The sequence below is a fragment of the Pseudoalteromonas sp. OF7H-1 genome (assembly GCF_022347825.1).
Taxonomy (GTDB): domain Bacteria; phylum Pseudomonadota; class Gammaproteobacteria; order Enterobacterales; family Alteromonadaceae; genus Pseudoalteromonas; species Pseudoalteromonas maricaloris.
This window is the reverse complement of record NZ_JAKRFX010000014.1, coordinates 58,684-77,854: the sequence shown is the minus strand read 5'-3', so window position 1 is coordinate 77,854 and position 19,171 is coordinate 58,684. Positions and strand designations below refer to the sequence as shown.

The window sequence follows — 19,171 nt, the reverse complement described above, 5'->3', positions numbered from 1 at the left end:
TGTAGCTGATGACTGATGAGTATTGTGATTTGCAAAACACTTGGATTGCCTTTGGTGGCGTTATGTTGCTCGCGGCTTGTACCATAGCCAATAGCTGTGAGCTTGCTGTACTTGATGGTAGTGTCGTGCTCAGTTCCTCAAAGATACAGCCTAAATGTCGTTTTAAACAAGATCAAACCGGCCTGTTGTCTGCTGCGGCTAAGTTCACCTCAGCGCTAACCCATCAAACGCCAAATTCTAAAATAAAGCGGTTATCACAGGAGCAAGTTCAGCAATCATGCAACATCGACGCTACACAAGGCAGTTTGACTTGTACATTTAATGGTAAAAGCGACCACTTCACGCTGACTAACACCGTTAAACAGGGGAAAATCGCATCAATAAACTGGCAAGATGATGAATATGTTTACCTTGGCTGGATGACCAACACTGAGGTATTAATGGGCTATATTGTGTTTGGCGCGCTTAACAAGCACAGCGCCCCCTTTTTCATTCCCGCCTCCCAGTTTTGCCAATATGGTCTAAGCTCGCATATTATCGACCTTGGTAAGGGCGACTTATTGTGCCAAAACCACGAAGGACTTTGGTCTCATAGCCGTTTACTGCCCCTACCACAGCCCTGCCAACAACCACAACAAATGATCCAAGATAAAGGTGGGATTTGGGCGCTGGAGTTTATCGAAAGTAGCTATCAATGGCGGATCTGCAGATACAACGATAACGCAGGTAGCCTGTTAGCTGCATACGAATACAGCATAGACTTAAAGGCAACGCTGGCTCGGTATGACTTACAGCCCAGTGATTACACCCAACTTACTTTTTTATCCAATGGCGATACAAACGCTATCGCGAATGCGGTGGCAATTGATAACGTCTTTCCGGTCAGTGATATTACGCCAGAGCTTGACCCACAGACGATAGAGCTGCCTATTCAGCAGCTACAATACAAACTGACTAAGCTAGATTAATCGCCACTTACTCTTGTGCTTCACGTAGCACCTGCGTTTGGCTATTTTGCTTTCTAAATTGGTTTGGTGTGGTTCCCGTAGCGATTTTAAATGCTCTAGTAAATGGTCCAACCGACGCAAAACCACTTTCCAGGCCAACGACAAGCACTGGCCAATGCTGTTTAGCGGGGTCTTGTAACAGCACTTTGGCATGCTCAACCCGCAACTCATTGACCAATTGGCTGAAATTTCGCGCTTGCAGGTTTTGTCGTATCACTCGACTTATCTTGTATTCAGGTTCATTAAATTGCTGAGCTAAGTCAGCAACTTTTAACCCTTCTTTGAGGAAGCCTTTTTGCTCGATAAGAAAGTGTTCCACCTGTTGCTGGAGCGCAATATCATCCTCGGTTTGTGTTGGTTCATTTGATTCGACGCACCTAATGGATGTACTTGTACGTTGAGATGAAAATCGCCAATACAGTAACACTTGCGCCGTCAATATAATGAGGATGGCTGCGCTTGTCACCGCCCATTCTTGAACCTCACGATTATCGGCAAAGCGATTTTCGATTAGTTTAGTGCCTGCGACGCAAATAAAATAAGCGGATAAAAATAGCACCCTTTGTGCTTTTTCTTGCCCTTGAGACTGCGAGAACCCTCTGCACCCTTCCCAAAATGCCAGCATGAGTACACTAGATGACAACAACAAGGTAAGCTCATACGCCGCAATGTTAAGCCACTCAAAAAATCCGCGAGCGTTCATGTGTAATTGACTATCGATAAACAAATAGCCTTGTCGCCATATGACCAAGGCAGCAATGGCGATTGCAAACACAACATGCCTTTTTAAAATGGCATGTTTTTCTCTAAATAGTGCCCTAGCAAGCAACCAAAACCCATTACAGGTCACACAAGCACCCATGCCAATTAAATACTGATATCCATTTAAGGAGTCCTGAGTCAGCTTTTTGGTCGTGGCCAATGCTATCGAGCCGCACACTAAAGCAAAGAGTAAATGTGCTGCTTTTTTCTCTTTTACAAAAAGCTGAGCAACAACCAAAGTGCAACATAGGCTAAGCAAAAGTAGGTAATAGTTTTCAATAGTCATGGTGATTGAAGGAATATTGGTAGACACAGAAACTCTAACAGCCACACCAAAAGCATTCAAATTAACTTTGTAAGTAAACTTAACACCACCATTTTTTAAATTCGGCCTACTTTCTTTGCTTTGATTTTCAAAATCAAAGCGACGAGATAGCAAAATCTTGTCATTTTATATATCAAGTTCATTGATTTATAAGGATAAGTACTTTGTCTTCCCTCAATCTAACCAAAACAACTGGGCTTTTCTTTAGTCCCTTTAGCGTATTGAATGGTGCCGTAAAGAGCTGGATATGTGTCGCACTGCTCGGGCAATGGATGTTTGCTGTTTATATCTTAGGCCTATATGCCATCCCGCTTATCGTGGGACTCACAGAGCAAAGTGCAGCGGTTTCACCGGCGAGTGGACACACAAAAGATGCCAAGATGTTTTTTAGCCATGTTTTACCCGCTGTGATTTTGGCCACCAGCGGCTTATTACAGCTTATTCCTGCGGTGCGGAAACACTTTCCACGCTTTCACCGCTACAACGGACGCGTATTTTTTATTCTCGGTATTTCGGGCGCACTCACTGGGTTATATCTCACTTGGGTAACCGGTCTTAGGCTAAGCGATATTGGTGCCATTGGGATAACACTCAACGGTATATTAATTCCCATTGCGATATTTTTTGCTTGGCGCGCTGCCATACAAAAAAATATCGCCGCACATCAACGTTATGCCGTACATAGTTTTTTCTTGGTTAATGGGGTGTGGACGTTTCGTCTTTATTTGTTTGGTTGGTACATGGTCAACCAAGGCTTCAATGGCAATACCGCAACCTTAGATGGCCCTGTCGATATATTTATTTCGTTTGCCTGCTATCTGCTACCAATGGCACTCGCAGAACTCTACTTTTGGGCAAAACGCCAAACCAAAGCCAGCGCACCGGTGTGGATAATCGCGGTGATGATGAGCCTAGGTTTTGTGATCACCGCGATTGGCGTCTGCGCGGCCGCTGTCATGATGTGGTGGCCACGCATTTCAGCCGTCTTTATTAGTTAAATTAGAGTTTAATCAGTTAGGAGTAGAAACATGCTTTTAGTCAAAGCGAACAAAATCAACAAAGGCCTAATTACATCGGCTATCTTACTCGTGATATTAACGCTGATGTGGCAACATTTAAACGGCGGCATAGTCAGTCACCACTTACTTCACAGAGATGATTTTCCGGCAGTATCTAACGCATGGGGAATTATCATAATTCCCGTATTAGCTTGGCTTACTGCACTGCGGCTCCATAAAGCAATTGGCACAGAGCCCATTAAAAAAACAGCACCCGTGGTTATTCCTACTGAGTTTTTGGTCGCATTCTTTGTGATGTTACTCTTTAGCTTGTTGCAATCAGCCCTTTGGGAGTTCGGTTATCAAAGCCTCACCATGTATACAGCCTTAGGACTATTGATAGCTGGGCTATTTTATCCAATCTACCGTTCAGAATGCATATTGGGACACGTGGTCGGTGCTAGTTTTACCTTTGGTTATGTTATTCCTCTAATTGGCATTTTAGTGATGGCAATCGTTTCAGTGTTTTCTCTTTTTTGCTTAAAACCTATCTTTTCTAAACTACTCAAGAAGACACAAACACCAATAAGAATGGAGTGATAGTGACCTTAAAAGGCTCAAGACAAAACAAATAATTCCTAGGCGCTGCTATATAACCCGTTCCTTGTTGTTTTGACTCGTGTTAAATTAGCGATGATTTTTAATCAAGGAACGAGCGGTTATGCAAACTAGGTTAGTTACTCACATTGTTATCGCGGCTATTTTTACATTGCTGTCAATTGGTAACGCTGTTGCTAATAACTCAGCAGTTCCGAACTCGACACTGCAGCTTTCGTCCGCTTATTTTTCGCAAAAAAGAACGGTTCATATCGTCCTGCCACCAAGCTATGAACAAGGCAATACAAGCTATCCAGTGTTATATCTAACTGATGGCCAGAGCAATCTTGAACATACCGCTTCAGCGGCCCGCTTCTTGGCACAACAACATAAAATACCGGAACTTATCATTGTTGCCATCGAAACCAACGAACACCGCACTCGAGATCTGACCCCACCTTATCGCAAAGGCAGCCTTGCGGTACTGGGACATTTTGCAGGTCCAACACGGCAGCAAAATCCAGGCGGTGCAGAAATGCTACTGCAATTTATCGACAAAGAACTCATCCCTTACGTAGACAAGCATTATCGAACATCAGGCTATCGCGCGTTAGCAGGACACTCATTCGGTGGGCTGTTTGCAACCTATGCGCTACTTGAAAAGCCCGATTTATTTAATGGTGTGATGTTGGCAAGTCCAAGCCTTTGGTGGGATAAAGAGCGATTATTAAATGACTTACTGGCAAAAGCGTTAATCAACAAGTGTATCTACATCAGCATGGCAGACGAAAGCGCAATCATAACGCAGCCATTTCAACGTCTTAATGATGCTTGGCGAAAGCCAAATGGAATTGACTTCAAAGCGCAGCACTTTAGCGGCGAAACCCATACGAGCGTCGTCTACCCGAGCTATTATCATGGTCTGCAGCACCTCTTTAACCATTATCAGCCATCCTTGAAGGTAGCGACCGCCGGTGTCACGCAGCTGGAAAATCATGTCGCCATCGCTAAGTCACTATATGGACTTAAGGCTTACCCCTACAGCGCGCTGACTTCGCTCGGGAATGCCGCCCTATTCGAACGTAACTTCACTGCGGCCATCAACCTGTTCAGCTTTGTGAGCCAGCACAACTCAGCGTCCCTCAATGCACTGCAGCAATTGGCCATGGCTTATCAGCAAAAAGGAGATAAGCCATCACTATTAAAGACCTACCAAGCCATGCTTAAGCTTGAAGCGCTAAGTGAAAGCGAACAAAAACATTTGCTCTCTGAAATCAAAGCATTGCAACACTTACATTAACTGATTTTTTCTAAAGTGATGATACTCACTCAAGGCAAGTGGCACGGAAACCGCTGGATTTTGTGAATGCCCCGCGCCCTCGCTAATGCTGTGTCCCCAACGCACATTGGCAGGCGCATGCTGTTCAAGTGCATCTAATAAACCATGAAATGACCCGGTAATGATGTCATTCTCAGCACCACCAATGGAAAGGTAAATATACTTAGGTTTGCCTTGAATATTGGCTAGGCTTTTTGCGAATTCTTTTACGACAACCGAGTCGTCGTACCACGCAGCAGGACTAAAAGCAAAGTAGCCATCAAAAAGTGCAGGTTTAGTCACCATGGTATAAAGTACAAAACTTCCACCAGCAGAGAACCCGCTTAACACGCGGTTGTCGTTAATTGAGTAGTTAGCTTCTAAATAGGGTAACAGCTCGCTTTCAACAAATTGCAAAAAACGATCTGCACGACCAAAAATGGCAGGATCATTGTCACTCTCTGGACGGGCCTCAATCGCAACATCTTGTCGAGCATAAGGCGGCACTAAGTCGCGGTTGCGGGTCTCTGTCCAAAATTGATTGGGAATAGACACTAAAATGGCATCTTCTACCCTACCTTGTTCGGCAAGGCTGCTTAGGACCTCATCCCATCGCGCGAGATTAAAGTTGCCGTCGGTGCGAATAATGAGTGGATAACTATGTGCCTTGTCATATCCTTTTGGGAGGCGAATAAAGACCTTTCGATCTTCATTAAGCACTTGTGAAGACAACACTACATCAACATAATCTGAAGTGTAATGAGACTGATACTGGGTAAACTTCCAACCAGCGGCGGCGATGGCAATTAAACCTAAGAGAGAAAAGAGATATCGCTTCATAAAACTTCCTGTCATTGTTTTTATTATTTCGTACTTTTGAATACTGTTTACTTCATCCTACTGTATATTTTTTAGAAACTAAATCGCAATCGCTATTATATCAGGCAGCTAAACATAACATCATGAAAATACTAAAGTTTACGTCAAACCTAAATGTAAGATTATGTTTTATAAAATAAATTGTCGCTGTAATGTGGTGTAATGGATAAAATTAGAATCTACCCTACCCTTACGTTGCGCAACAAATTTGCAACCAATTAAGTTCATTTTTTTTTACTTGCGCAAATCATGTATCTGCATCAGCAGTACAGCCAGATACTTCTTACACCATTTGAACAATACCTTGTCGCAGCCGTGAGGTTTTTCGATTAGATAATGCAAATGGTATCTTTTGACATGGAGTTCACGATGATGAAAATCTTAGTATCTGCCGTTGTATTGGCAACCACAATGTCGAGTTTCAATTCGCTCGCTGCGCCTGAATCTTATGGCGTGCTTTTTTTAGATCGCAGTAGTTCAATGAACACGTTGCGCCCAGATGGACAAAGCCGATGTTCATTCTCAAAACAACAAGCAGTGCAAAAAGTATCAAAGTTCTTTTTAGATGCCACAATTAATGGCCAACAGCTAAATGTGAAAACGTTTGCTAGTGGCGGTCAAATTCAATCCCTAACTAACGGGTTTGTCGGTTTCAATGCGGCAATGATGGCACTCTATCAACTAGATCCAGAAGGGTGCTCAGGGCTAACTGCACTTGCACAAGCTATGTGTGATGGCGCTGATGAGTTGAGAGTAAACTACTCAACGGAAGCCGCTAATGGCGCACTGTTAAGAGTGTATGGATCTACTGATGGCGGCGAAAATGACAGCCCAGCCTCTAGCTGTGGCGGCTCAAATTGGCAAACGAGCGTAACCTCTAAATACCTGTTTGAGCTACCACCAGTGCAATTCAATGCCACAATCTATACAGGCACAGTGCAAAATATTCTGGCTAATAAAGATAAGATGTATGTATTAGATGTTTCATCTGCATCTCAGTCGGTATCTAGTACCCCTACATTTCAGTTTCTTAAACAGCTGAGTATTGACACTGGTGGTACTTACGAGGAGATCAGCGACTCAGATGGCGGCGACCCAGGCGACTGGTAATTCACCAAATACAAAACTATATAAAGGTCGATAAGGCCTTTTTTCTATTCGTCGTTGAGAAAATACAGAATGTTGTTTTTACACATTATTTAAAATAAAAAAACAATTAAATTACACAAAGCGCAAATACCTAAGGATCTTCAACTACACTCTTCGTGGGCATTTGCCCTGTGCAAGTTAAAAGGAGATTGTAATGAAGATTAATGGCAAACAACCGAACTTTCTAATCATTACCACCGATGAAGAGCGCTTCCCTCCGCCTTACGAAAATTCACAAGCAAAAGAGTATCGACTCAAGCACAGTGCGTGCATGGCAGAAATGCGCCGCTGTGGCATGGAATTTATGAATCATAATGCAGCAGCGACGGCATGCGCACCAAGTAGAACATCCATTTACACGGGACAATATCCATCACTACACGGTGTGAGCCAAACACCTGGAATTGGCAAGTCGTCATTTGATCAAAACATGTTCTGGCTGGCTCCCAATACCGTGCCAACCATGGGCTCTTGGTTTCGCGAAGCAGGTTATCAAACCTATTATCGTGGTAAGTGGCACCTCTCCGATGAGGATATTATCGTGCCGGGGAGTCAGCAAGCGCTGTATAGTAACTCTGCAACCGGAGAGCCTTACCCAGCAAAACAAGCTCTCTATGAGCGCGCAGAGCGTCTAGATAAGTTTGGTTTTAGTCAATGGATAGGTCCTGAACCTCATGGCGCAGCAGAGAACAATTCAGGCACATCTCGAGATCCGGGATTTGCCAATCAAGTTTGTGAAACCCTTAAACAACTTGAAGAAAAGGCACAAAACGGCGACCAAACACCATTTTTACTGGTTTCTTCATTCGTAAACCCTCATGACATTGTATTAATGGGACAAAAAGATTGGTTTTCCAACTTTTATGCTGAAAAAGAAGCCGGTAACCTTCCAAGTGTTGCGCCAGCCCCAAGCCAAACTGAAAGCTTAATGGACAAGCCTAGATGCCAAAAAGACTATCAGCTTATGTACCCGCATATGTATCTACCACAACCACCAGATGAAACCTATCGACAGTTTTATTACTACCTAATCGCAGAAGTGAATAAGCATATAGAACAGGTAGTTAACACATTAAAGCAGTCATCTTTTTATGAAAATACTATTGTCGTTTTTACCTCAGACCATGGTGAGCTACTGGGTGCTCACGGCGGTCTACATCAAAAATGGTACACCGCGTATCAAGAAGTATTAAACGTGCCGTTTATTATTTCTAATCCTGTGCTTTTCAATCAACCTAAGCAGCTTGATATCACCACATCGCACATCGACTTACTGCCTACCCTGCTTGGTCTAGCGGATATAGATATTGAGCAAACTCGTACTCAGCTTGCTAAAGATCACAGTGAGGCACAGCCACTCGTTGGTAGAAACCTAGCCAACGTTATTTTAGGTGAAGCGCCGCCCAAAGAAGAAGCCATTTACTTTATGACCGATGACAACATCGAAGTTGGCAGTGATATGACGAATATGCTTACCGGTAAAGCTTACAATAGTATTATCCAACCGAACCATATTGAAGCCGTAATAACGCAACTACCGGATATCAGCGGTGACACGAAATGGAAGTTTGTGCGTTATTTTGATAACGCTAGATTCTATGAGCAAGACCCGAACCAAGTTGATCTTGGTGGTAACGATGAGCCTACCACGCAAGCGTCTGTGAGTAATGTCGTTGGCGTCGGCAACCCAGACGGAATAACAACCACTCAGTTCATTCCCAGCGAATACGAGTGTTATAACTTGAGTGAAGATCCGACGGAAGAGAACAACCTGTTAAGCCCGTTTTGCGAAACGCCATTGGATGCGCGAATTTTAAAAGCGCTACAATTTACGCTACGAGAGCAGCGTAAAGCCAAACGTTTATTACCACAAAACCTCAATGAAGCACCGCAAAAGCCAGTCAACCAGCAAGTGCCGATTAGAAGGTAATCGAAAAGATCTGCAAGTAGACCTGAAATCTACGGGCTACTTGCGATTATTTATGCTTTTTTAAACACTGCCAGCAACTGACTCAGCACCGCCGCAATAATGACACCAATCACCGCCCCCAATCCAAGCTTGGCGATAATACTCAAAAACCAGCTCATTGCAGGGATCAGCTTTTCAATAGCGTGAACAATTTCTTCAAGTAAGTGGAACTGGTGAGCCAAAATATCAACGCCAACTAAAAGCATTGCCAACACACCAGCGACTGACAAAAACTTCATCAGACCGTTAGCAAAATAAAGCAGCCCCTTACCCACCCCACGTTTTATCGCCGCAAGTGTAGTCTTACCTACGTCCTTAATCATGGCTAAACCAATATCATCAAGCTTAACAATCAGGGCCACAATTCCGTAAACCCCGATTGTCAGCGCAAGCCCAATTAACGAAAGGACTATTGCTTGCTTTTCAAAAGGCTGATCAGCAATCGCCCCCAGCGCAATGATGATAATTTCCGCCGACAGAACAAAGTCGGTAACGATAGCGCCCTTGATTTTGTCTTTTTCAAACTCGACTAAGTCAACACGCTCATCCTCAAGCGCTTTGACAAACTCATCGGTTTCTTGCTGCTGCTCCTGACGGTGAAAAATAGCGTGGAGAATTTTTTCGCCGCCCTCAAACAGCAAGTACAGCGCCCCTAAAATTAGCATAATGGGGATCATAAACGGCGCAAAGTAACTGCAAGCCAAGGCAACGGGCACTAAAATAAACTTGTTCAGCAAGGAGCCTTTAAATACTTTCCATACCACTGCAAGTTCCCGATCTGGTTTGATCCCGCCCGATAGTTGCTCTGCGTTGACGGCAAGATCGTCTCCTAACACCGGAGCGGTTTTCGTTGCGGCTAATTTTGTTAACGCAGCGACATCATCGAGCAAGGCAAGTAAGTTTGCGGATGGCATAGCACACTCCTTTCGTTTAAGTTATTCATCAAGTGCGGTTGTCAACTAACTGTTTATGTAACGCGCATATAGTGCTTGCAAAATGCCAACGCTCAACAAAAACAAAGTTGAAAAATCAATCGCCCTAAGTGTATGGCTGTCTATCATACAGTGAACATGATATTGCAGGCATGACCGCTTCAAGACAACTTAAATGTTGTTTTAATTCTCTCGGCTCGGTAATTTTTTTATAGCGGATCCAAGGGATCAAAGGCGTAGTGTCGTCCTGCTTTGCAGTTAGATAAGCCTCATACCCTTTTATCCATTCATTCAACAAACCAAATGCATATGCATAAGGTAACAATGCTTCGTACTCCGCTTTTTCGACTCCTTCAGCGAAGCAGTGCTGACTCTTAATTTTAATGTATTGATAAAATTGCTGAGACTGCAATACCCAAGCTTTAAATTGCTTGGAAGGCCCGATAAATGAAAAGAAAGCCGCAATAAAACCTAGGTAAAAGAAGTGAAAAACCACACTGGTACCATTCACCAGCTCATCATCACCATCAACACACATCCATAATAAGAATAAATAGGTAGGAATATAAATTAACGCTCGTACAAGCCACATTTCTCGGCTCTTTTTATCTTCGCTGCGATGTTCTATGAACATCTCTACAATAAGCACCGCAATTAATAATATAGAAGTGCACAATAAAACGACAATTAAACTACCCGCAAACACTTGCCACCCATTGCCAGCACCAACTCCAATCACAACAAATGAAGCACTTAACCAAAGTAAAATAGGCGCTATAAAAGCAAGAAAGTTTACATTATGCTGAGCTTTCCCCACTTCGGCATTATTCACATAATGACATATTATTTCTGTGAAAGACGTTCTCCCCTCGTTTCCTTTGTTAATAACAAAGCGGTTTTTTATCACTCGTTTTCGCTTGCGTTTTCCACTCGAGTTTTGCACGTCTTGCTGTTGATAAAAGTAACGTTGCAGTTTACCGCTTAACCCTACCACCTCTGGCTGACTCGGCGCTTCAGGATTTAACTGAATTTGATGCAGCTTTTTTAGGTCAACATTACTAAATTCATCATTGTTTTTACCCCGTTCGCTAATCGTTAACTGTTTCGCCACTGCAAGCTTTAACACCTCAGCTAACGCGTCTTTTGCTGTTAGCATGCGTTCGATATTTGCAGCAACCAGTTCTCTTACCAAGCAAATCGGTAAGTCTGGTGGTTGAGTTGAATAGGGAAGCGCATCGGCAAGTTTTGGCAATGCATGAAGGCGCTTACGCGTTTGCCACACAGCCAATGCAAATAGCATTAAAAACGGCAAAGCAATAAATAATACCCTAAACGGATACCATACTTTGCGGTAAAGATAGTTATCCTTAAATACACCTTTTTCAAACGCGAGGGCGATTTCTCCCTGTGCTTTATCTGCTATCTCAGATTGACTCTCGAATAGGAGCTGATTACGTCCATCAACCATCCCATCATGTATCACAAACGCATCATTGTTTAGATGATCGACAAACAATTGGTGCTCCTTGAGCGTTGCAGTTTGAGGATAGAGAATCGAGACGGTAAGCTTGTTTATTTTCAGATTTACATTCGGAAAGAGTGAATAAGTCAATTCGTCCAATGTCGGATAAAACCGCATACGGTTTTTTGATTGATATCGCACTTCAAATTGCTGAGCCTGCCCTTGCTTTGGAAGCAGCTCTTTGCTTATTACGAGCGTTACTGCACTTCTATCGTAGTTATACTTCAGTGCATAACGCACTTCTTGCTCGTCAATTTTTACTGAGTCAATGCTGATATCGCTCAGATAGTATGTACCATCTGGATACCTCACATCCAGCTCAATTGTTTGCGCGAGCCCCTGCCAATCGAAGTTTCCCCCTTGCAGTATGCCTTGCTGAGTAACTTGCAGTGCACCCGTTTTATTAATATCGAGATTAACTTGTAGCTGAGAGAAGTGAGGATCCGCTACCGACGCATCTTTAAATCTCAAATAAGCCAGAGAAGGCGCGCTCACAACCAATAAAATGATTGCCAGTAATACACCATAAAGCGTGGTAAACCAAAAGCGTTTAGTCATTGTTCAAATCCTTTGAATGCGCAGCGCTAAGTCTATGTAACTCAGCTCAATTTGCGCAGCAGACTAAAGCAAATAAGGTCTAATTTCAACACTAAAGTTACCGTTAAAAACGCCGCTTTTGGCGAGTAGACCTTGATAACATTTGCACATCACCGGTTGACTTTTTGGCTATATACGCTCCCTTTTGGTGCAACGAACAACCGCCTTAACGCATGCTAATTGACACCGAAATAGCGCAGTGATCGCTGAGCATTTTCTCTTCAGACATATCCGCAAAAAAGTGTACGCTGGGGTCGAATTTTACCGTGTTTGCAAGTTTGTTGCTTAGCAATATATGGTCAATCGGCACAGGGTAGCGTGGGTGACAACCTGTCAGTGTTTTAGTTGCGTTTACCAAAGGTGCAGAGGCGTTATTTTGGTGCTTAGTTAACTGCTGCCAAAATTGATTGTCGCCATGGCTTAAACGATGATTGAAGTCACCCAACACAATGATGTTGCTATTTGCGTGTTTCTCCAACCAAGACTTAAGTACTGGTAGCTGTTCTGCCAGCAGTCGACAAGCCTTTTTATCCGAAGTCGAATAGTTATCAACAAAACAGCCGCTTTTAAGATGGACATTAAGCACTGAAAGCTCACCAAACTGAGTATCTAAGGTCACAACTAGGCCATGCCTTAGTCCTTCAACATTCACGCTAAGTTCGCTCACGTTATCCACTTTGCTTGGGACAAGGTTATTTCTAATCGCAAACGCGGTTTTCTGCTGTGTAGATAGATTGCCACTCCCTCTACAGTCGTACGTCGCGCTATTAGCTCGACTTGAAATCAGTAATTGCCATTCACTACTTGGAAAGACCTGCTCTAATGCCTTAACCGATGCGACTTCCTGCAGCGCAATAACGTCTGCATTAAGCCCTTTTGCATAATCGCGCAGCGCGCTTATCTCCTGCTCGTCACGAGGCCTACATCCTGCACTCGATGGATATGCTAAATGCTCCATGTTCCAAGTCGCGATTTTAAGCGGAGCGACGGTTGCTTGGCCGCTTACCGCGGAGGAACCGATATTTGAAGGCTCCGACTGGCATCCCAATAGCGAGAGGCTAAAAATAGTGCTCAATACAAATGCAGTTAATTTTGTTGTCATAATGAATCCAATCTAGGCGATAAAATCTAAAGTCAGTAGCAATCGTTTTTCCCCTGTTACTACCGCTGGTGAGCGATGCACTATGCCACGGCCTTCATTACCGTCCCAACGCTCACCTTTTAATAATGCCACATCCCCACAGGCAAGCTGTGTTGCGTCAGCTTCAGGAGAAATAGTCAGTTTGTTGCCATCCCTTGATACGTGCTGGTTTCTAAGCCACTCGCTGCCAGCGCCTGCGAGTGTAGTCACCAGTCGTACTGGCACTTTATCAACATGAAATTTCGGGCACATTGCAGTCTCGAGCGTTTTTAACCGTAAACCAACGACGCGAAGTTCAAATAGGCAGCTAAACATATCTACTATTTCAATAATATGCGCCACCATCGCATCACTAAAATTCAACCGCTTTAACGAGTCACTGACTTCGCAAGTGATCTTGCTAGTCGCAATTTGTAGCGCTAATTCTAGCTCTTTTGCTGTTTCTAAGTATCGGCCAAACTCTGCTTTCAAAGCAGATGATAATGCATGTTGCCAAATCACAATATTGGTTTTGGGCTCATAAATCTTGGTTAACACGGTAGCATGTTCTGACTGCTGATGATGCACTGAGTCCACGTCAAGCAAGGGCTCTATAGGCATAAGGCTATTCATAGTAACTCCAAATAGGGTTTTATTTAGTGAAAGTTGCGACGCAGCGCATAGTTTCGAAGATGAGCGTAGGAGATGAGCATAGAGCCAAGTACTGTAAACAAGGTTTCTCCGCGTTGTTCACCTAAAATAGTTGCTAGCACCAAGAATGTGCAGCCCATTAACCCCAAGCCCACTACAAGACCTGACTTATGCCGCACATAGCCAAATCCAAGGGCCAATACGCTAATGGGTAGCACGGCTATGAGTAACCATTCGTGAAAAGCTTCATCAGAGAGCGCGAGTAACCCCGCAAAGGGAGGAAGTACAATTAATAAAAAAGGTAATATTAAACAATGGACTAAGCACAACATAGATAACCCAATTGCTGCTTTGTCTCCAAACGACTGTACTTTTGCGTTCACGCTTTCTCCTTCGTCATGCCTGTATTAAATTGATACAATATAACATACCAAACAAAAAAGAGTGAAATATTAAAAGCTGTACTACAAAAAGAGTTTTCGATAAAAAGCCCAACATAAAAAAGTGGCGTGTATTTAAAGCACCTAGAGAGTCAATCTCTGCTTGTCGTGATTTTTACGGTGTTGTAGCAAATAAACGCAAAGGTACTTTGGAAAGTGTTTGATCAAATAGGAATGCACTGAATTACAATTCACAGGTTTGAGATTCAGAACAAATCTGTGAATTGATGAGTAATCGCTGACTATGGAGAAAGGTTACGCGTTACAGCCCATAGTTTCACACTCTGGATAGGCAGATGGACAATGTGTTGTTCCACAAAAATAAAAGTCTGTATAACCTCGATTGTAACCACCAGCAATTTGCGCAGTGGCATTTTTAACAACTTGGCTATTGTCTTTATTGAGTACTTTCATGTTTCTTTTCTTAAGGCTCAGTTTCATTTTATTTCCTTAATGATCATTGTTTAAAGTTTCTAAATTGGAAACTAGCTAATGACTATACTGACAGCAGAGAAACAAATAATCAACATGAAAAACATTTATTAAACACTTTGTTGAATAACCTCTATACCTAAACTAGCATCGCCTTATTCGGTATTACATCCGTCAACCATGGTAACTTCGACTTCAAAGCGTGAGCAAAATACATGTTGGTCTTGATCTGAGTGGGGGCTACGCTGTATGTAGCGATGATGTCAAACCCTGTTTTTAAAAAATCAATCTCAGCAGTTAGTGGCTGCCGAAAAACCGAAAAAAGTAGCTATCATTGCCAGTATTAGAAAGATGGTTGTGATATTAAACTCGATGCTACAAGATGGTGTAATATGGTAAGCGCCAACAGCTTAAAAATAGCTAGTGACGCTGTAATCTCTTGCTAGCCCGAAATCAGCGCTGCAGTAGAACTCAGAGCAATATTGGGATGCTTAGACAGAGTAAAATTATGGTGTGAAATAATCGAAGGTGCATCCAAATGAGGCTTACCGTGTGTTGTATGAGCATCCTCTATCAAAGTAACTTTATAGCCTTTATTGGCTGCACTAAATGCGGTTCTATCTATACAAAACTCTGTTGAATAGCCACATATAAGCACATGCTCAACTCCATTTTCATTTAGATACCCTCTTAAGTCTGTATCTTGGAACGAGTCTGGAGTTCTTTTGCGAACCTTATAGCTAGAATCATTAATTGTTAAATCTGAAAACAGTTGCCAAGCATCACTTTCTGGCTCTAGCACCCCCGGGATTTCATGTTGTATAAATACAATTTCAATTTCAGATGAGCTAGCGTAACCCAATAATTGTTTAATATTGCTTATTACATTTTCAGATAAATATGGAGGATTGGTGGAACCAAAAACTCCATTTTGAACATCTACGACTAAAAGTGCCGATTTCATATTACTTCCTCCTAGGGCTCGCCTTTGTTACAAAGACAAAATTTGCTTGGCTATAATCATTGAAAAATGTACGCACGCCAAGTGTTTTGTGCCTGCTCTTTTAGCACTTTGTTAAGTTAAATAGCTGACACCCACCACTTATATGCACTAAATTAAATAGCTGACATATATTCGTTTCTTAAGTGGGTGTCATCTATTCGCCCAATCTATTCGTAATCAGCCTTGACTTATTATGTGCGATGCAAGTAATTGTTAAGCTCCTCGACTAACTCAAGTGCTTCATTTTTTGTCAGATAAGGGACCTTTATAGTTCTAGCCCAAAAGAAACTTTTACCTGTTTTTGAGCTAACTGCTGAAAAAGGCATAGCCAACAATTTGTTATCTTTCCGGTTCGGAATAGGAGTCAAAAACTCTACGTCTCGATACAAAGTTTCACTGTCAGGAGCTTTAACTTCACCTTTTACTTTTGCGGCAGCGATTAAGCCGCACCATTTGTGCGAAAAGAAAACAATATCTCCTACATGAACATAGTGAACAAACCTCTTTGCATCACCATATGCCTCAAGACGACTATTATCCATCATCGACCAAATTGAATTCTCATCCCAACTACGATTTGTATCAAATAATACACCTTTTACATCACTTGGATTCTTGTGCTTATCATATGGAAGCGCAAAGAATTCAAAGTACTTTTCTCCAGCGATTTCGTAAACTCGATATGGTAGGAAATCAATAGATATACCATTTTTCTTCCAGTAATCGACGGAAGATACTAATGATTCATCAGCTGCACTACCGATAACTAACAGGTGTTGTTTATTATTTATTTCTTTTGGATCTAATTCATGCTCAAGACTAAAAGCCTCTCTGTGAGCTTCAACTAGTGACATTTCGCTTTTGCTATATTCTTTGAACTTTTGTTCTAACTTTTGGTAGCTCCATTGACCAGCATCTTGCGCATATCTTAGTGCTTGATGGACGGCATCTTTCCCAACTGATGCACGCTTTAATTCAAATATAACTAATTCACCATTTTCATTAAGTGCATATATATCAGCTTCCGCTTGCCATTGTCTTTCCTGAAACACAGGCATCAATCTAGCATCTTCAAACAACACATCTAAGATGCTATTTGCAATTAAGTTTTCTAGATCTTTCTCAAGTTTTCCAAAACTAGAAAAGTCTTTGAACTCTACGGGCTCTAACTTTTCAAAAGCTTCGGCTTGTTCTTCTATTTTGTAGAGCATCTCTGCATTCCTTTGAGTACCTAACAGCTCATTAGCGTGAATTCTTGAATATCTCACTTATCCACAAGTCAAAAACAACAACATTCAAGCTAACTTTATTTAGTATTTTTAGTAACTTACCAGTCAAACATTGTCATTTCAACATGCAAATCGCTTGCAACTAGCGAGCAGTGAATTATCCAAGCCATCAATTGGCTCGCTAAGAACAAATCACACCTAGCTAACGTATTAAAAACGCTCAATTTTAAATGGCACATACGAGATATTCGAGAGTTTTTACATCTCGTTATTTATTTTGTGCTTCTAGACTTTGGCGTAACTCGTTTGGTTAGCAGTATCATAAGAAGCGATTATAAAAACTTGCTAAGGGCTGCGATGGAGCAAAGCTATCCCGCCATTAAACAAGCCGAGTGCAACATGGGCTATTTCGACACCAATATGACACTAGAGTGTTAGGGCGCGGTAATTTAACTGTTTTTACTTACAATGACTCTTTATCGATTACAACATGCTTTTTAGCACGCCATCTTTTCTTATAAAGTGATGGTAAAGCGCTGCTCCAATATGAACTGCAAGTACTGTAATCAGTAGCAATACAGCAAAACCATGTCCTTCGCGAAATACAGCAAAGTATTCGATGTAAGGCACCATTGCGGCTGGAATGGTGAAAAAGTCGAACACCACTATTGGTCGCGCTGCATAATACTGCATCAACAGGCCGCTAGTCGGTATGATTAACATCAATGCGTAAAGCAGCCAGTGGCTGAATTTGGCCAGTTTGACTTGTATTGTCGACATCCCAGATGGCAAGCTAGGTGTCGATGACTTTATTCTAATAAGAAAGCGCAATAAAAGTAGCAAAAGTGCCAGCACACCAAATGATTTATGTAGCCCAAGTAAGGTAAGCTGCCAAGGCTCAAGCGCACGTACCATCGCAAGTCCTGCAAAAATCATGGCAAAGATAAGTAATGCCATAGACCAGTGAAGCACTCTCATCGCAAGATTAAATCGTGTTATTTGATCAGTCATTCGCTGTCTCCTCAAGCGCGCCCATCAATTGCTCCTTAGCCCTACGACGATAAGACTCTGCATAGGCAGCAGAGCGCGCTCTTAGAATTGGATCTTCGGTTGCTTTAACACCGCTAGGTAATATCAAGGGATCAAAATTGAGCGCATGGCAGTTCCCCAATAATTGCGGTTGCCAATGCGTTATGAAGATCTCTCCTGCATCTACCTTCGCGCGGTTACTGGGCCAAAGTTTGGCTGGATTATTTTCATCATCTTCTTGCTTGGCAAATATAAACTGCCAATTGAAGCGTACAGCTCCTTTCTCTAATCGAGTTGCAAATTCTTGCTGTAACGCGTCTTTGCCTGTGTAAGGATTTTTACTTTCTTCATTTAATGGCAGCATTTTCCAGCGAATAGCCTGACGCTGCGCTTTTTCATCAACCAAATAAAACGCATTAATACTATGATAAGTCTCAAGGGCAAAACTCGAGCTTGGCGTGTAACTCGCTTTCCATGCCAAAAAATCCGCACTCTCAGGGTGCCCAGCAAAAAAGTCTTTTACTGCCTCTTTGCCCTGCTTCAGAGCAACAATTTGCTGATAAAAATCATGGGGATTCGTTACCGCCATCACTGGAGGTGTATTCATCGCAATATTCCAACGCTGAGCACCTGTTACGAAGCTCAGCGCGAAGCTCCTTACTGGTGCCGTCAACTCAGCAGCGTGCGGATTATTTCCAGCAATGGACAATCGACCAATAAATGGATGCGTGCCGGCTTTAAAAACGGTTGCGTTTGAGTACTGAGATAGCCGTCCATTCGATTTAAATTCTCCTGACACACAAATCCCTTTTGCGTGTGCCCTACGAAACCCCGGGAAGTGGTTTTGTCCTTGTTGCAAATCGACAAATTGCTGGGCGGTGACTTGCTCGGTTTGCGCTTGTGTTAATGGTGAAAGTAACAACGCAACAGCAAGGCTCGCAACATAAAACCCCTTTTCTAACAAGGATACAGATGTGTATTTCACAAAACGGCTCCTAAGTTAACCCAGTTTGTCGAATTAGTGACTTATATACAGCGCAAACTGGTCGTGAATAACTAATGCCATCAATAGACCTGTAGTACGAACGTTTCCTTTCACTTATTTTGTATGTAATCCTGATGTTTACGCTATGCTTTGTTATCTACCCGCCTATCGTTATTTAACTTGAGGCTATTTAACAACACGGCGAAATTGCTTAAGCGGAGTAAATA

General features: G+C 42.5%; 18 protein-coding genes and 1 pseudogene. 7 read left to right on the top strand and 12 right to left on the bottom strand.

Going from position 1 to position 19,171, the window contains the following annotated elements; translation table 11 throughout:
- The first annotated feature begins 8 nt into the window (after positions 1-8).
- Positions 9-968, top strand: a complete 960-nt coding sequence (locus MHN30_RS16865; protein ID WP_239360461.1) for a hypothetical protein — start codon at positions 9-11, stop codon at positions 966-968.
- A gap of 7 nt (positions 969-975) precedes the next feature.
- Here MHN30_RS16865 and MHN30_RS16860 read toward each other — a convergent pair whose 3' ends face one another.
- Positions 976-2,082 (bottom strand): AraC family transcriptional regulator, encoded by a 1,107-nt coding sequence (locus MHN30_RS16860; RefSeq protein WP_239360458.1) that lies wholly within the window; start codon positions 2,080-2,082, stop codon positions 976-978.
- A gap of 176 nt (positions 2,083-2,258) precedes the next feature.
- Between MHN30_RS16860 and MHN30_RS16855 the strand changes: the two genes are divergently transcribed.
- The 3 genes from MHN30_RS16855 (at position 2,259) to MHN30_RS16845 (ending at position 4,989) form a co-directional block, all read left to right on the top strand.
- Positions 2,259-3,092 (top strand): DUF2306 domain-containing protein, encoded by an 834-nt coding sequence (locus tag MHN30_RS16855; RefSeq protein WP_130164648.1) that lies wholly within the window; start codon positions 2,259-2,261, stop codon positions 3,090-3,092.
- 30 nt (positions 3,093-3,122) lie between these two features.
- Complete coding sequence (locus MHN30_RS16850; protein ID WP_239360455.1) at positions 3,123-3,692, top strand: hypothetical protein; 570 nt, start codon at positions 3,123-3,125, stop codon at positions 3,690-3,692.
- A 121-nt stretch (positions 3,693-3,813) separates the two neighbouring features.
- Positions 3,814-4,989, top strand: a complete 1,176-nt coding sequence (locus tag MHN30_RS16845; RefSeq protein ID WP_130164650.1) for an alpha/beta hydrolase-fold protein — start codon at positions 3,814-3,816, stop codon at positions 4,987-4,989.
- Here MHN30_RS16845 and MHN30_RS16840 read toward each other — a convergent pair.
- A complete protein-coding gene (locus MHN30_RS16840; protein WP_239360453.1) occupies positions 4,981-5,847 on the bottom strand; it encodes an alpha/beta hydrolase-fold protein in 867 nt (288 codons plus the stop codon). The genes MHN30_RS16845 and MHN30_RS16840 overlap by 9 nt on opposite strands.
- Positions 5,848-6,255: 408 nt before the next feature.
- On the opposite strand from MHN30_RS16840, the gene MHN30_RS16835 reads away from it, so the two are divergent.
- Together MHN30_RS16835 and MHN30_RS16830 are read left to right on the top strand one after the other, a co-directional pair.
- Positions 6,256-6,996, top strand: coding sequence for a VWA domain-containing protein (locus MHN30_RS16835; protein ID WP_239360451.1), 741 nt, complete (start codon positions 6,256-6,258; stop codon positions 6,994-6,996).
- A 193-nt stretch (positions 6,997-7,189) separates the two neighbouring features.
- Positions 7,190-8,965: a sulfatase-like hydrolase/transferase gene (locus tag MHN30_RS16830; RefSeq protein WP_239360449.1), complete on the top strand. Its 1,776-nt coding sequence runs from the start codon at positions 7,190-7,192 to the stop codon at positions 8,963-8,965.
- A 50-nt stretch (positions 8,966-9,015) separates the two neighbouring features.
- On the opposite strand, the gene MHN30_RS16825 is transcribed toward MHN30_RS16830, so the two are convergent.
- The 6 genes from MHN30_RS16825 to MHN30_RS16800 all read right to left on the bottom strand — a co-directional run bounded on the left by MHN30_RS16825 (position 9,016) and on the right by MHN30_RS16800 (position 14,707).
- Positions 9,016-9,918: a DUF808 family protein gene (locus tag MHN30_RS16825; protein ID WP_039492132.1), complete on the bottom strand. Its 903-nt coding sequence runs from the start codon at positions 9,916-9,918 to the stop codon at positions 9,016-9,018.
- A gap of 124 nt (positions 9,919-10,042) precedes the next feature.
- Positions 10,043-12,016: a DUF2207 domain-containing protein gene (locus tag MHN30_RS16820; protein ID WP_239360447.1), complete on the bottom strand. Its 1,974-nt coding sequence runs from the start codon at positions 12,014-12,016 to the stop codon at positions 10,043-10,045.
- A 205-nt stretch (positions 12,017-12,221) separates the two neighbouring features.
- Positions 12,222-13,157, bottom strand: coding sequence for an endonuclease/exonuclease/phosphatase family protein (locus MHN30_RS16815; protein WP_239360445.1), 936 nt, complete (start codon positions 13,155-13,157; stop codon positions 12,222-12,224).
- Between the two features lie 12 nt (positions 13,158-13,169).
- The gene (locus MHN30_RS16810; RefSeq protein WP_239360443.1) at positions 13,170-13,808 is read right to left on the bottom strand and encodes a DUF1826 domain-containing protein; all 639 of its coding nucleotides are present in this window, start codon (positions 13,806-13,808) and stop codon (positions 13,170-13,172) included.
- A 23-nt stretch (positions 13,809-13,831) separates the two neighbouring features.
- A complete protein-coding gene (locus MHN30_RS16805) occupies positions 13,832-14,209 on the bottom strand; it encodes a MerC domain-containing protein (RefSeq protein ID WP_222242678.1) in 378 nt (125 codons plus the stop codon).
- 312 nt (positions 14,210-14,521) lie between these two features.
- Positions 14,522-14,707, bottom strand: coding sequence for a hypothetical protein (locus MHN30_RS16800; RefSeq protein ID WP_069020990.1), 186 nt, complete (start codon positions 14,705-14,707; stop codon positions 14,522-14,524).
- Between the two features lie 236 nt (positions 14,708-14,943).
- Here MHN30_RS16800 and MHN30_RS16795 point away from each other — a divergent pair.
- A pseudogene (locus MHN30_RS16795) lies at positions 14,944-15,097 on the top strand (IS110 family transposase); the annotation flags it as partial.
- A gap of 43 nt (positions 15,098-15,140) precedes the next feature.
- Here the strand turns inward: MHN30_RS16795 and MHN30_RS16790 are convergent.
- The 4 genes from MHN30_RS16790 to MHN30_RS16775 form a co-directional block, all read right to left on the bottom strand.
- Positions 15,141-15,662, bottom strand: a complete 522-nt coding sequence (locus MHN30_RS16790) for a cysteine hydrolase family protein (protein WP_130126724.1) — start codon at positions 15,660-15,662, stop codon at positions 15,141-15,143.
- 230 nt (positions 15,663-15,892) lie between these two features.
- A complete protein-coding gene (locus tag MHN30_RS16785; protein ID WP_039492118.1) occupies positions 15,893-16,912 on the bottom strand; it encodes a hypothetical protein in 1,020 nt (339 codons plus the stop codon).
- Positions 16,913-17,413: 501 nt separating this feature from the next.
- Complete coding sequence (locus tag MHN30_RS16780) at positions 17,414-17,941, bottom strand: cytochrome b (RefSeq protein WP_045989586.1); 528 nt, start codon at positions 17,939-17,941, stop codon at positions 17,414-17,416.
- Complete coding sequence (locus MHN30_RS16775) at positions 17,934-18,944, bottom strand: catalase family peroxidase (RefSeq protein ID WP_239360441.1); 1,011 nt, start codon at positions 18,942-18,944, stop codon at positions 17,934-17,936. Before MHN30_RS16775 ends, MHN30_RS16780 begins: the two co-directional genes overlap by 8 nt.
- Between the last annotated feature and the right edge of the window lie 227 nt (positions 18,945-19,171).

Bases quoted from the DNA above. Each gene is read 5' to 3' on its own strand.
- MHN30_RS16865 (WP_239360461.1), top strand. From the start codon at position 9: ATGACTGATGAGTATTGTGATTTGCAAAACACTTGGATTGCCTTTGGT.
- MHN30_RS16850 (WP_239360455.1), top strand. From the start codon at position 3,123: ATGCTTTTAGTCAAAGCGAACAAAATCAACAAAGGCCTAATTACATCG.
- MHN30_RS16845 (WP_130164650.1), top strand. From the start codon at position 3,814: ATGCAAACTAGGTTAGTTACTCACATTGTTATCGCGGCTATTTTTACA.
- MHN30_RS16840 (WP_239360453.1), bottom strand. From the start codon at position 5,847: ATGAAGCGATATCTCTTTTCTCTCTTAGGTTTAATTGCCATCGCCGCC.
- MHN30_RS16835 (WP_239360451.1), top strand. From the start codon at position 6,256: ATGATGAAAATCTTAGTATCTGCCGTTGTATTGGCAACCACAATGTCG.
- MHN30_RS16830 (WP_239360449.1), top strand. From the start codon at position 7,190: ATGAAGATTAATGGCAAACAACCGAACTTTCTAATCATTACCACCGAT.
- MHN30_RS16825 (WP_039492132.1), bottom strand. From the start codon at position 9,918: ATGCCATCCGCAAACTTACTTGCCTTGCTCGATGATGTCGCTGCGTTA.
- MHN30_RS16820 (WP_239360447.1), bottom strand. From the start codon at position 12,016: ATGACTAAACGCTTTTGGTTTACCACGCTTTATGGTGTATTACTGGCA.
- MHN30_RS16815 (WP_239360445.1), bottom strand. From the start codon at position 13,157: ATGACAACAAAATTAACTGCATTTGTATTGAGCACTATTTTTAGCCTC.
- MHN30_RS16810 (WP_239360443.1), bottom strand. From the start codon at position 13,808: ATGAATAGCCTTATGCCTATAGAGCCCTTGCTTGACGTGGACTCAGTG.
- MHN30_RS16800 (WP_069020990.1), bottom strand. From the start codon at position 14,707: ATGAAACTGAGCCTTAAGAAAAGAAACATGAAAGTACTCAATAAAGAC.
- MHN30_RS16790 (WP_130126724.1), bottom strand. From the start codon at position 15,662: ATGAAATCGGCACTTTTAGTCGTAGATGTTCAAAATGGAGTTTTTGGT.
- MHN30_RS16785 (WP_039492118.1), bottom strand. From the start codon at position 16,912: ATGCTCTACAAAATAGAAGAACAAGCCGAAGCTTTTGAAAAGTTAGAG.
- MHN30_RS16780 (WP_045989586.1), bottom strand. From the start codon at position 17,941: ATGACTGATCAAATAACACGATTTAATCTTGCGATGAGAGTGCTTCAC.